At 56.6% G+C, this 13,222-nt stretch carries 10 protein-coding genes; all 10 read left to right on the forward strand.

The window, feature by feature from the left end:
* The first annotated feature begins 87 nt into the window (after positions 1-87).
* The 10 genes from secA (at position 88) to obgE (ending at position 13,182) form a co-directional block, all read left to right on the forward strand.
* Positions 88-2,553 carry a preprotein translocase subunit SecA gene (gene secA / locus ACFCTO_RS00905; protein ID WP_302420474.1) on the forward strand — a complete coding sequence of 822 codons (2,466 nt, stop codon included), beginning with the start codon at positions 88-90 and terminating at the stop codon, positions 2,551-2,553.
* A 159-nt stretch (positions 2,554-2,712) separates the two neighbouring features.
* A protein-coding gene (prfB, locus tag ACFCTO_RS00910) for a peptide chain release factor 2 (RefSeq protein ID WP_337518117.1) occupies positions 2,713-3,835 on the forward strand; the annotation gives its coding sequence in 2 pieces (ribosomal slippage) (positions 2,713-2,781 and positions 2,783-3,835; 1,122 coding nt in all).
* A gap of 5 nt (positions 3,836-3,840) precedes the next feature.
* Positions 3,841-4,527, forward strand: coding sequence for an LmeA family phospholipid-binding protein (locus tag ACFCTO_RS00915; RefSeq protein WP_292261503.1), 687 nt, complete (start codon positions 3,841-3,843; stop codon positions 4,525-4,527).
* Between the two features lie 23 nt (positions 4,528-4,550).
* Complete coding sequence (locus ACFCTO_RS00920; RefSeq protein ID WP_444309392.1) at positions 4,551-6,599, forward strand: DUF5693 family protein; 2,049 nt, start codon at positions 4,551-4,553, stop codon at positions 6,597-6,599.
* Positions 6,592-7,725, forward strand: a complete 1,134-nt coding sequence (gene csaB, locus ACFCTO_RS00925; protein ID WP_292261507.1) for a polysaccharide pyruvyl transferase CsaB — start codon at positions 6,592-6,594, stop codon at positions 7,723-7,725. The genes ACFCTO_RS00920 and csaB overlap by 8 nt, the downstream gene beginning before the upstream one ends.
* Positions 7,722-8,408, forward strand: coding sequence for a cell division ATP-binding protein FtsE (ftsE, locus tag ACFCTO_RS00930; protein WP_292261510.1), 687 nt, complete (start codon positions 7,722-7,724; stop codon positions 8,406-8,408). Before csaB ends, ftsE begins: the two co-directional genes overlap by 4 nt.
* Complete coding sequence (ftsX, locus tag ACFCTO_RS00935; RefSeq protein WP_499876186.1) at positions 8,398-9,285, forward strand: permease-like cell division protein FtsX; 888 nt, start codon at positions 8,398-8,400, stop codon at positions 9,283-9,285. Before ftsE ends, ftsX begins: the two co-directional genes overlap by 11 nt.
* A gap of 1 nt (position 9,286) precedes the next feature.
* Positions 9,287-10,459 carry a murein hydrolase activator EnvC family protein gene (locus tag ACFCTO_RS00940; protein ID WP_299722324.1) on the forward strand — a complete coding sequence of 391 codons (1,173 nt, stop codon included), beginning with the start codon at positions 9,287-9,289 and terminating at the stop codon, positions 10,457-10,459.
* 158 nt (positions 10,460-10,617) lie between these two features.
* Complete coding sequence (locus ACFCTO_RS00945) at positions 10,618-11,775, forward strand: S41 family peptidase (RefSeq protein ID WP_337510113.1); 1,158 nt, start codon at positions 10,618-10,620, stop codon at positions 11,773-11,775.
* 135 nt (positions 11,776-11,910) lie between these two features.
* On the forward strand, positions 11,911-13,182 hold the full coding sequence (obgE, locus tag ACFCTO_RS00950) for a GTPase ObgE (RefSeq protein ID WP_499876187.1): 1,272 nt from the start codon (positions 11,911-11,913) through the stop codon (positions 13,180-13,182).
* Positions 13,183-13,222: the final 40 nt, after the last annotated feature.

Here is a 13,222-nt window from a genome sequence, read left to right on the forward strand (position 1 = left end):
AAATAGGCGGCAATCACGGTATAATGTATAATTGATATAATATCACAGAGTAGATTGCAAATTGTGTAAATTGGAGGTCTCGGATAGGTGTTTAATAAACTGATACAAAGACTGCTCGGGAATAACACGGAGCATGAATTAAAGAAGATGTGGCCCATTGTCCGCCGCATCAATGATCTGGAACCGAAATTGGCAGGCCTGAGCGATGCGTCGCTGCAGGAGAAGACCTTCGAGTTCAAGAATCGTCTGGCCAACGGTGAAACATTGGACGACATTCTGCCCGAAGCCTTTGCCGTCGTCCGCGAAGCTTCGCGTCGTGTGACGGGGATGCGCCATTTTGACGTCCAGCTCCTGGGGGGCATCGTCCTCCACCGCGGGGATATCGCCGAAATGCGTACTGGTGAAGGCAAGACCTTGGTCGCGACGCTGCCGGTATACCTCAATGCCCTGACGGGGAAGGGCGTCCACGTCGTCACCGTCAATGACTACCTGGCTACTCGTGACAGTGAAGACATGGGCCGTATCTATAAGTTCCTCGGTCTGTCTGTCGGCCTCATCGTCCACGACCTCACGTATGACCAGCGCCGCCGGGCATACAACGCCGACGTCACGTATGGGACGAACAATGAATTCGGCTTCGACTACCTGCGCGATAACATGGTCATCAGTGCCGACCAGATGGTACAGCGGCCGCTCAATTATTGTATCGTCGACGAAGTGGACTCGATCCTCATCGACGAAGCGCGGACGCCGCTCATCATTTCCGGCCCGGGTGAAAAATCGACGGACCTGTACTACACGCTGGCAGGCATCGTCAAGACCTTCACCAAGGACGACTACACGATGGACGAAAAACAGAAGACCATCGCGCCGACCGACTCGGGTGTTGCTAAAGTCGAAAAGATGCTGGGCATCAGCAACATGTTCGATAACGACCACCTCGACTTGAACCACCTGGTCATCCAGGCCTTGCGGGCGCGCTTCATGATGCACCGCGATAAGGATTACGTCGTCAAGAACGGTGAAATCGTCATCGTCGATGAATTCACCGGCCGCCTCATGTTCGGCCGCCGTTACAGCGATGGCCTCCATCAGTCCATCGAAGCGAAGGAAAACGTCAAAGTCCAGGGCGAAAGCAAGACCTTGGCTACGATTACCTTCCAGAACTACTTCCGCATGTACGATAAGCTGGCCGGCATGACTGGTACGGCCAAGACGGAAGAAGACGAATTCAATAAGATTTATAAGCTCGATGTCTACGTCATCCCGACTAACAAGCCAGCCATCCGTAAGGACTTGCCAGATGTCATCTACAAGACGAAAAACGCTAAGTACCGCGCCGTCGTCCGGGAAGTCAAGAAGCGCCACGCTACGGGCCAGCCGATCCTGGTCGGTACGACATCTATCAACCAGTCGGAAATCCTCAGTCAGCTCTTGGACAAGGAAAATATCGTCCACAACGTGCTCAACGCTAAGTACCACGAAAAAGAAGCGGAAATCATCAAGAACGCCGGTCAGAAAGGCATGGTCACTATCGCTACTAACATGGCTGGCCGCGGCACGGACATCAAGCTCGGGCCAGGCGTCGCCGAATTGGGCGGCCTGATGATCATTGGTACGGAACGCCACGAAAGCCGCCGTATCGATAACCAGCTGCGAGGTCGTGCCGGCCGTCAGGGCGACCCTGGTACGACGCAGTTCTTCCTGTCTTTGGAAGACGACCTCATGCGTATCTTTGGCTCAGAAAATATTTCCAAATTCATGGATAAGCTGGGCATGGATGAAGACGAACCGATTACGGCCAAGATGATTACCCGGTCCATCGAAAAGGCTCAGAAGAAAGTCGAAAGCCATAACTTTGAAATCCGTAAGTACGTCCTGGAATACGATGATGTCATGAACCAGCAGCGTGAAGTCCTCTACAGCCAGCGCTGTCAGGTCCTGACAGCGGATTCCCTGCGCGATACCATTATGGGCATGGTCGACGATATCATCCACGAAGGCCTGGATAAATACGCTGACGAAAAGCTCTATCCGGAAGAATGGGACTTTGCCGGTCTCCTAGCTCAGATGCAGCAGTATTTCGTACCTAAGAACGCTACGACAGTAGAAGAACTGGAAAACTTGAGCCGCGTCGAAGTCCAAGATAAATTGAAACAGATCGCCGTCGACCTCTATGACGAACGTCTCAAGGAAATTGGCGAACAGACCATGAAAGAACTGGAAAAGGCTATCATGCTCCGCGTCGTCGACAGCAAGTGGATGGACCACCTCGATGCCATGGATGCCCTCAAGGAAGGTATCAATCTGCGGGCTTATGGCCAGAAGAATCCGCTCGTCGAATACAAATTCGAAGCCTATGAAATGTTCGAGGAAATGATCGAATCGATTAAACGGACCGTCGTTACTTTCCTCTATCATATCCAGGTCACGTACAGCAAGCCCGTACCGCAGGCGGAAGATCATCTCCAAGGGGCTCATGAAGTCCATGAAGAAAGCAAACCCGTCAGCGCCGAAGATATCAAAAAAGACGAAGAACGGGAACGGCAGTAATGTTTGACGTTTGACGTTGTGGGGATAAATTTAAACCCATATTATCCCGTGTAGAGGCGCCTGGGCGAATCCTGTGAACAGCCCGTTGTAGGGGCGCCCGCGCGAATTATGTGAACATTCCATTATAGTTATGTTTTATGAAAGATGGTGATACTTGTGTTGTTAGATGAAATGCGTAAACCGCTGGAAGACCTCAAACATAGAATACAAGAAATCGGGGATTCACTTTAACTTACCTCGGAAAAAAGAACGTATCATGGATTTAGACATGCAGATGAGTGACCCGACCTTCTGGGATGACCCGGATAAGGCCAAGAAGATTTCCCAGGAAGCGACGCTTCTCAAGACGGAAGTCGAAGGCCACGAAGAACTCGTCCGCAAAGCTGACGACCTCAGCGATTATTTGGAAATGGCCATGGAAGACGGCGATGCCTCTTTTGCCGAAGACATTGAAAAGCAGTACCACGACTTGCTCAAGGACATTGAAAAGCGGGAAGTGCGGCTCCTCTTGTCCGGCGAATACGATAAGTGCAACGCCCTCATTACCTTCCACGCCGGTGCCGGCGGTACGGAAGCCCAGGACTGGGCGCAGATGCTCATCCGCATGTATACCCGCTGGGCTGAACGCAATGGCTATAAACTGACTATCCTGGATATGCAGCCCGGCGATGAAGCCGGCGTCAAGAGCGCCGCTTTCCGCGTCGAAGGCGAATACGCCTATGGCTATTTGAAATCGGAAAAAGGCGTCCATCGCCTGGTCCGCATTTCGCCTTTCGATGCTGCAGCCCGGCGCCACACGTCCTTTACGGCTGTCGATGTCATGCCGGAACTGCCGGACGACGTCGATGTCGAAATCAATATGGACGACGTCCGCGTCGATTACTTCCGCGCCTCCGGTGCCGGCGGCCAGCACGTCAACAAGACGAGTTCCGCTGTCCGCATGACCCATATGCCGACGGGCATCGTCGTCCAGTGCCAGAATGAACGGTCACAGCTGCAGAATAAGGAAATGTGCCTGAAGTACTTGCGGGCTAAACTCTTTGAATTGGAACAGGAAAAGCAGGAAAAACTGAAAGCCGAAATCGGCGGCGTCCACCAGGCTATCGAATGGGGGAGCCAGATCCGCTCGTACGTGTTCCACCCGTACAACCTGGTCAAGGACCACCGGACCAATGTCGAAACGGGCAATATCCAGGCTGTCATGGACGGCGACCTGGACATCTTCATCGAAGGGTATTTGCAGCAGGAAAAAGAAAAGAAGTTAGCAAAGCAGGAGCTCTAAAGTAAATGAAAAAATGGATGATTTTCTTTGTCATCGTCGCAGCCCTCTTGGTCGGCGCCAATTCCTATGCGCCCCAGCTGGCCGAAGCCGGCCTCTGTCAAGCCTTGTCGGCGACACTCAATCTGCACAGCGATGATGTCCGCGTCCAGGCGTCGCCAGGGGCGAAGATCTTCCTCGGCGACATCGACGCCATTACGGTCCATGCCAATAATTTCCAGGCTGGCGATCTGACATTCGCCCACTTCGACTGCAATCTCTACGGCGTCCATTTCAAGCCGCTCCTGGCCCTGGCCGATCAGGAAGTCCGGGTCACCCGGGCCGAGAGCGGTGAGATGACGGCATCCATCCGCAGCGAAGAACTGGAAAAGTTCCTGGTCAAGAAGGTCCAGGGACTGACGGACCCGCAGGTCTCCTTTGAAGACGACGCCGTCCGCGTCCAGGGACGGGTGAAGCTGGGCGGCCTCGTGTCGGCCCAGGCTGATGTCCGCGGTCATTTTGGCATGAAAGGGTCGAAGCTCATGTTCATCCCGTCGTCCGTGACGGTAGAAGGCATGGGCATGCAGATCAGCACGACGCAGATGGCCAATGCTGAGATTTACGACTTTGCCGGGTTTCCCTTGGGAATCCAGCCGGACAGCGTCACCATGCGCGACGGCCTTCTGACCATCCATGGCCAGGTGAGCAACTCATAGATAAGGTGAAGAGAATGACAAACATGAATAAACGCAGTATGCTGGCGATGATACTGGCCGTCTTTATCGGCCTCGTATGTGCGCTGGGCATGTGCGTACAACGCAATGCGATAGAAAATGAGTCGACGACGATAGAACAGGCTATGGACTATGATGCCATCGTCGTCATGGCCCGTAACGACGGCTACGACCTCGACACGGCACTCCAGATGTGCCGCGATGCCGGCGTTACGAGCTTTACCATTTACGATACTACCCTCAATAAGCTGACCCAGCGCGGCGAACTGTCGCTGGTGACGAAACTCGGTGCCGACCTCTATTATCCTCAGTTCGGCATTACCGACAAATCCTATGACTACTACCTCATCGGCAAGCTCCAGGGCCAGACGGACCTCTATTTCGACGAAGTCGTGTCCGACCTCAAGACCCGCCTGGGTGACGATAAAGTCAAGATCATGTCCCATGGCCCGTACCGTATTGCCGGTATTCAAGGTGTCATGCCGGGCTTAGGCGATGTCAACCTGGGTATCCTCAGCGCTGACGCCAAGACTATCAGCGACCACGGCTTCCACGTCATCCTGCGGCCGACGAATTACAGCAACCCGACGAAGGAACAGGTCGCTCATTTCTTCGACCGCGTCGACCAGATCAAGAACGTATCGGGCATCATGTTCGTCGGCAAGGAAGTCCTGGGCTATACGCCGGTCAACGCCGAACGCAAGACCATGCTGGACTATACGGCGGACAACCTGAACGACAGGGACATTCCTTTCTATATGATCGAATCGGTCAACCAGCTCCAGTATAATCAGCAGGACGGCATGTATGACCTGGCCGGCCTGGTCCATTACCGCACGGCCCGCGTCTATGCCATGGCCAAGGAAGAACTGGAAAAGATTACGCCCGAAGAAGCGGCTATGCGCTTTTACATCAGCGACCTGGAACGCAATGCCCGGGTCAATCTCTATCCGCTCTATAAGAAGCCTCTCCACGGCATGAACCTGACCCAGACCAACTTGTCTTACGTCAAGATGGTTTCGCAGAAACTAACGGACCGGGGTTACACCCTGGGTCGGGCTTCCATCATGCCGGCCTATTATCCGAACCGCCTGCTCCTGGCCATTACGGCAGCGGCAGCAGCCTGCGGCTTCGTCTTCGTCCTCAACCTGCTCCTGCCCTTGACGGACCGCAAGAACTACATCCTCATGGGCCTGGGCATCGTCTGTGCCGTCATCGGTGCTATCGTTGCCAAAGGGGCCTTGTTCCTCCAGGTCTGGGCTATCGGCTGTGCGACGGCTGCGCCGACAGCGGCCATTCTCCTGGCCCTGGACCACTGGAAGAAGATGAAAATCACTAAGAAACTCGGCTATGGCCGCGTCGTCCGCGATGGCACCATCGGCTTGTTCTTTGCCGTCGCCGTGGCCATGATCGGCGGCCTCTATATCGCCGCCATGCTGGGCAATATCCGCTTCTTCATGGAATTCGACTTCTACCGTGGCGTCAAGCTGACCTTCATCCTGCCCCTGATCCTGGTGGCTATCGGCTATCTGCGCCGCTTCCCGCTCATGGGGCAGACCATCGCCTCGCCGGAAGACCTAAAGGTCTTCGTCAAGGATTTCCTCAATATTCCCATTAAGATGGGGACCATCCTCATCCTGGCCGTCCTGGCCCTGGCTGGCGTCATCTTCGTCGGCCGCAGCGGCCACACGGCAGGCGTCCCCGTACCGGGCGTGGAAGTCGCTATGCGCCGCTTCCTGGAAAATGTCCTCTATGCCCGCCCGCGGGAAAAGGAATTCCTCATCGGCCATCCGGCCTTCTACCTCATGGTTGCTGCCCTGTACCGTAAATGGCCGCAGCTGCTGCACTTCTTCCTGGTCATTGCCGCTGCCATCGGCGTCGGCTCTATGGTCGAAACCTTTGCCCATATCCGCACGCCTTTCCTCATGTCCTTCATCCGCGGCATCAACGGCTGGGTGACGGGCATGGTCATCGGTATCGGCCTGATCATCGCCATTGCCATCGTCAGCTATGTGACGACGTGGCTGGGAAAGCAGGTGGCCCATCGTGACTAGAGTCGTCATTTCCGGCTATTACGGTTTTGCCAATGCCGGCGACGAAGCCATGCTGGCGGCCATTGTCGGCTCCCTGAAAGACATCATTCCCGACGTATCGATTACGGTCATCACCGGCAACTGCCGCATGACCCGGGAAAACCATAACGTACAGGCTGTACACCGCCTGAACTTCTTTGCTATCGCAGCGGCCATTCGCCGCTGTGATATTCTTATAAGCGGCGGTGGCAGCCTTTTGCAGGACGTGACCAGCGCCCGCAGCCTCTATTATTACTTGTGGATCATGAAAATCGCCCTGTTCTTCAAGAAGCCCGTCATGCTCTACGCTCAGGGCATCGGCCCCGTCCGCGGTGCCAAGGCCCGCCGGGCTGTGCGCGATGTCTTGCAGCGCGTCGCCGTCATCGGCGTCCGCGATGCCGATTCCAAAGCCGAACTGGCCGCCATGGGCGTGACCCGGCCGCCTATCCACGTCACGGCCGACGCCGTCTTGTCCATGCATCCCGTCGACAAGAACATCGGCCTCTATATCCTCAAGAAACACGGCATCACCGGCATCCGCCGGCGCCTGGGCATTGCTGTCCGCAACTGGCAGGACCATGAAGCCTATAAGGACGCCATTGCCGCTGCTGCTGACGAGCTGCAGGAAACACAGGACGTCCACGTCATCTTCATCCCCATGCAGTACCCGGCCGACGTCGAAGCCGGCCGCGACATTGCCAGCCGCATGAAGACGAAAGCCGTCGTCCTCGACGGCCACTATACGACGGTGGAATTCATGTCCCTCATGGGCTGTATGGATGCGGTCATTGCCAACCGCCTGCATGCCCTCATCTTTTCGGCTATCATGCAGGTGCCGGCGACGGCCGTGTCGTATGACCCGAAAATCGACAGTTTCATCGACCTCATCGGCGATAGGGTCTGCGGCACGACAGAAGACGTCCAGGCTGCGGATATCGTCGCCGACGTGAGCCAGAAATTGGCCCTCGGCCATTTGGCGCCGGAAATCAAGGCCCGCCTCAATCATCTGCGGCGCCAGTCCCTGCGCAATGCCTATCTGGCCCTGCGCATCCTGGAAGGCCGCAAGGGCGTCCGCAAGCGCCTGCAACAGCATCGGAGGTCCTTATGATTGAATTAAAGAACGTATCCAAGGTCTATGACAATGGCTCCATTGCCCTGGACCACGTATCGCTCCACATCGGCAAGGGCGAGTTCGTCTTCGTCGTCGGCGCCAGCGGTGCCGGCAAGTCGACGCTCATCAAGCTCTTGTCCCATGAAGAACTGCCATCGCGGGGTTCGGTCTTCGTCAACGGCATTGAAGTCAATAAGCTGGCCAAGAACCGCGTGCCCTATCTGCGCCGTAAAATGGGCATCGTCTTCCAGGATTTCCGCCTCCTGCCCAATAAGACGGCTCAGGAAAACGTGGCCTTTGCCATGGAAGTCATCGAAGCGCCGCGGCGCCTCATCCGCCGCCGTGTCCGCGATGTCCTCGACCTGGTCGGCCTGGTCGGCAAGGCCGATGCCCTGCCTAAGAACCTCAGCGGCGGCGAACAGCAGCGCGTAGCCATCGCCAGGGCCATCGTCAACCGGCCGCTGCTGCTCATTGCCGATGAACCGACGGGGAACCTGGACCCGGAAACGTCGCGGGACATTATGGAAGTCTTCAAGAAAATCAACCACATGGGGACGACAGTCCTCATGGTGACTCATGATAAGACCCTCGTCGACATGATGAACAAGCGGGTCATCGAAATCGACGGCGGCAAAGTCGTCCGCGATGAACAGAAGGGGGGCTATGACGATGAAAATTAGGACCATGCGCTACTACATGGCCGAAGCCATTCAGTCGTTCTGGCGCAACCGCTTCATGTCCATCGCGTCCATCGCTACCGTCGCCTTGTCCCTGTTCATCCTGGGCATTTTCCTGACCCTCGTGGCCAACCTCGATTATTTTGCTGAGAGCCTGGAAAGCCAGGTCGAAATCACGGTCTACCTCAAAGACGACGTGACCCAGAAGGACATCGACAGCGTCGGCCGCCGCCTGAGCGCCCTGCCCGATGTGAAGTCCGTATCCTTTACCGACAAGGACCAGGCCATGGACATCCTCAAGGAACGCATGAAGGACCAGCCGGGCATCCTAGACGCCCTGGACGGCAAGAATCCCCTGCCCAGTTCTTATGAAGTGACCTTTACCGAACCGGAAGCTGTGCGCCGGACAGCCGACATCGTCGCTGACTATCCCGAAGTCGAAGGGACCCATTACGGCCAGGAAATCATCGAACAGCTCTTCCAGATCACACGCATCATCCGCTGGGGCGGCATTGCCCTGATCATCTTCCTGACCCTGGCCATGCTGTTCATCATTTCCAACACCATCCGCCTGACCGTCTTCGCCAGGCGCAAGGAAATCGCCATCATGAAATACGTCGGCGCGACGAACTGGCTCATCCGCTGGCCGTTCCTCCTGGAAGGGCTGCTCCTGGGCTTCATCGGCGGCGTCCTGGCCGACCTGGCCTTGTGCCAGTTCTACGGCTTCGTCGTCACGGCGGTCCACCAGTCGCTGGCCTTCCTGCCCATGGTCAGTGTTTATCCCTTTATGTACCGCACGGCAGCCATCCTCTTGGTCATCAGTATGATCATCGGCGCCCTGGGCAGTACGATTTCGCTGAAACGATATATGAAGGTGTAATATGGTAAGAAAATATATCATCCTCGCCGTGACGGCAGCCCTGTTATCGCCGTGTCTCCTGACCTTTGCCGACGATGACCTGCAGGGCCAGCTGGACGACGTCCAGACCCGCATGGCCGAGCAGAGTGAGAAGAAGGCCCAGGCCCAAATGGTCATCGACAACGTCAGCGATAAGCTCTATGAAATCCAGAAGAGCCTGGAAGCCGCTCAGGGCGAATACCAGGCGGTGACGGCCGATTTGGCGGCGACGGAAGAAAAAATAGCCGCGACCCAAGCTGAGCTCGACGAGAACCGGGCGCGCCTGCAGAAGCGGGAGAAAGTCTTTACCAAGCGCATCCGCAATATCTATATGCACGGCCAGCTGAGTTATCTCGACGTCGTCCTCGGCGCCAAGGATTTCAGCGACTTTTCTAACCGCCTGGAACTCCTGCGCCGCGTCGTCGATGCCGATATCTCCCTCATTTCTGACATCCGTCAGGAACGGGCAGCTATCGAAGCGGCTCAAAAAGAATTAGAAGTACAGCGCGACCGCCAGGCCCAGCTGCGCGATGAAGCGAAGGCCAAGCGCGACGAAATCGCCGCCCATAAAGACGAACAGCAGGCTGTCCTCTACCAGGCCCAGAATGATAAGGCCACGGCTGAGAAGGCCTATGCCGAATATCAGCAGGCTTCCCAGTCCCTGGGCGACAAGCTGCGCCAGCGGGCTGCCGAAGAAGCAGCGGCCCAGGCCGCGCCGCCTGCCCCGGACAGCAGCGATGGCAGCGATTCCCAGCCCGTCAGCAGCGGCGGGACGGGAGCCATGATCTGGCCCGTCAACGGCGTCATCACGTCGCCTTACGGTTACCGGACCCATCCCATCTTCGGGACGACCATCTACCATAGCGGCATCGACATCGGCGTCGATTATGGCACGCCCGTCCAGGCAGCCGATGGCGGTACCGTCGTCGAAGCCGGCTGGATCAGTGGCTATGGCTACGCCGTCGTCATCGACCACGGCAACGGCCTGTCGACGTTGTACGGCCACAACCAGGAACTCGCCGTTTCGCCGGGCCAGGCCGTCTCTCAGGGCCAGGTCATCGCCTATGCCGGCTCGACGGGCAACTCCACGGGCCCGCACGTCCACTTTGAAGTCCGCGCCAATGGCGACCCCGTCGACCCCCAGGGGTATTTGTAGGGGAAGTCGGCGCGTCACGGCTTCTGTTGCCAGGCACGAGTACCTAATCGTTTTTCGTTCGTCGTTCGTCGTTCATCGTGATGGGTAATTTTTTATCTTTTACGATCAACGATGAACGGACTACGATGAACTTTTTTTACACACAAGGAGGCACCCTGATGGGGAAACATAGTTTACGGCAGACGTGGGAGCGCGTCCGCCGGCCGCTGGGATATGTCTGCAGCGGTATGATCATCATGATTGTCGCCATGGTTGGCCTCTTTTGGTATTATACGGGCCGGCCTTCGTCGATGTTCGAGTTTTTCCGGACCTTGGAAATCATCGAAAGCCATTATGCCGAAAATGTCGATAAAAACGCCATCTTTGACGGTGCCTTGAAGGGCATGGTCGGTACTTTGGGCGATAAACATTCGACCTATCTCGGCGGCGATTTGTATAAAGATTTTTCCGCCCAGATGAGCGGCACTTACGCCGGCATCGGCGTCTACATCGCCTCTACCGATGAAGGCATCCTCATCGCCGGTGTCATGGAAGGCAGTCCGGCTGAGGAAGCGGGTCTCCAGCGCGGTGATATCCTGGTGTCCATTGATGGCACGTCCGTCGAGGGCTATCAGCTGGAAGATGTGTCCAAGAACATCCGCGGGCCTGTCGACACCAGCGTTGACCTCGTCGTCCGCCGCGATGGCGAAGAACAATCCTTTACCGTCCAGCGCCGCCAGATCCACGTGCCGACAGTCGCCGGCAAGATGGTCGACGGAACGGACGTCGGCTATATCCGCGTGGCCGTCTTCAGTGATGGCACGGCTGACGATTTCACCAAGGAATTCACCAAGCTCCGCGAACAGGGCATGAACAAGCTCATCCTCGACCTGCGTGACAACCCGGGCGGCATCGTCGAACAGGCCGTCGGCGTGGCCAGCAATTTCGTTCCGCCCAACAGTACCATCGTGTCTTATACGGAACAGGATGGCAAAGTGGATCAGTACACGGCTCAGGGGACGGATGACCCGATTCCCATCGTCGTCTTGGTCAATGAAAATTCGGCCAGCGCTTCGGAAATCGTCGCCGGTGCCGTCCAGGACATGAAACTCGGACCCATCGTCGGCGTCAAGACCTACGGCAAGGGGACCGTCCAGGGCGTCTTCCCCGTCGACTCGGCATCGGCTGTCAAAGTGACCGTCGCCAAGTATCGGACGACGAATGGCCGCGAAATCGACGGCGTCGGTATCGAACCGGATGTCGTCGTTCCCTTGACGCCGTCCGACCCGGAAGACAGCCAGTTTGAGAAGGCTTTGGAAATTATTCAGGAAAAATGACTTTACAGATGAGCGAATATGCTTTAAAATTTGATAGTAACGTCAATTAGATATTTTTGGACAGATAGACAGGAGACATGGTATATGTATGCTGTGTCTCTTTCTGTATCCGCATGTATTCCTATGAGGTGAAATATGTTTATAGACAGAGCAAGAATTTTTGTACAGTCCGGCAAGGGCGGCGACGGCATGAGCAGTTTCCGTCACGAAAAGTTCGTCCCCAAGGGCGGGCCGAACGGCGGTGACGGCGGCCAGGGCGGCAACGTCGTCCTCGTCGCCGACCGCAACGTCAATACCCTGGTCGACTTCCGGTTCCGCCGCCTGTTCAAGGCCAAGCCCGGCGGAAAAGGTGAAGGCAGCAACAAGTACGGCCGCAATGCCGAAGATTTATTGATCACTGTTCCCTTGGGGACCATCGTCAAAGATGAAGAAACGGGCCAGGTCATGGCCGACTTATCCCGCGACGGCCAGCGGGCCATCGTCGCCAAAGGCGGCCGCGGCGGCCGCGGCAACTGGCATTTCCGCACCAGTGCCAACCGGACGCCGACCTTTGCCGAACGAGGCGAACCGGGGGAAGAACGGTGGCTGCGCCTGGAACTGAAGGTCCTGGCTGACGTCGGCCTCCTGGGTTACCCCAGCGTCGGCAAGTCGAGTATCCTGCGCAAGGTTTCGGCAGCCCAGCCGGAAGTCGCAGCTTACCACTTCACGACGCTCAACCCGATTTTGGGTGTCGTCAACCTGCCGGACCACCGCAGTTTCGTCATGGCCGATATCCCCGGCCTCATTGACGGCGCCAGTGAAGGCGTCGGCCTGGGCCACGATTTCCTGCGCCACATCGAACGGACGAAGATCCTCATCCACGTCGTCGACGTGTCGGGCATCGAAGGGCGCGACCCCATCGAAGACTATGAAAAAATCAATGCCGAACTGGCGAAATACAGCGAAAAACTGGCGCGCAAACGCCAGGTCGTAGCGGCCAACAAGATCGACCTCCTCGGCGATTCGGACAACCTGGAACGGCTCATGGACTACATGACCGCTCACGGCGTCGAAGTCTATCCCATCTGCGCCATGACCGGCGAAGGCATGGACAAGCTCCTGGAATGGGTCTGGACGATGCTCGAAGAGTACGTCGAAGAACCGGACGAAACGACGGAAGAAGTCGTCTATAAAGCCCAGAATAAGCCGGACTTTGAAGTCAAGCGCGACGACGACGGCGCCTTCGTCATCACCGGCGCCCGCATCGAAAACCTCGTCGCTATGACCAACTTCGATGACGACCAGTCCCTGCGCCGCTTCCAGCGCATCTGGCGCTACATGGAACTGGACAAGCTCCTCCAGGAACACGGCATCCAGGACGGCAACACCGTCCGCATTTATTCCATGGAATTTGAATACCACAAATAACGCAGGCCGCCATTGGCTCCCCTGATAGGGGAGCCATCGT

The sequence above is a fragment of the Megasphaera indica genome (assembly GCF_046614755.1).
Classification (GTDB): Bacteria; Bacillota; Negativicutes; order Veillonellales; family Megasphaeraceae; genus Megasphaera; species Megasphaera intestinihominis.

What these genes read in the sequence shown, in the direction of transcription:
- ACFCTO_RS00915 (WP_292261503.1), top strand. Translation starts at nt 3,841, where the DNA reads ATGAAAAAATGGATGATTTTCTTTGTCATCGTCGCAGCCCTCTTGGTC.
- ACFCTO_RS00920 (WP_444309392.1), top strand. Translation starts at nt 4,551, where the DNA reads ATGAATAAACGCAGTATGCTGGCGATGATACTGGCCGTCTTTATCGGC.
- ftsE (WP_292261510.1), top strand. Translation starts at nt 7,722, where the DNA reads ATGATTGAATTAAAGAACGTATCCAAGGTCTATGACAATGGCTCCATT.
- ftsX (WP_499876186.1), top strand. Translation starts at nt 8,398, where the DNA reads ATGAAAATTAGGACCATGCGCTACTACATGGCCGAAGCCATTCAGTCG.
- ACFCTO_RS00940 (WP_299722324.1), top strand. Translation starts at nt 9,287, where the DNA reads ATGGTAAGAAAATATATCATCCTCGCCGTGACGGCAGCCCTGTTATCG.
- ACFCTO_RS00945 (WP_337510113.1), top strand. Translation starts at nt 10,618, where the DNA reads ATGGGGAAACATAGTTTACGGCAGACGTGGGAGCGCGTCCGCCGGCCG.
- obgE (WP_499876187.1), top strand. Translation starts at nt 11,911, where the DNA reads ATGTTTATAGACAGAGCAAGAATTTTTGTACAGTCCGGCAAGGGCGGC.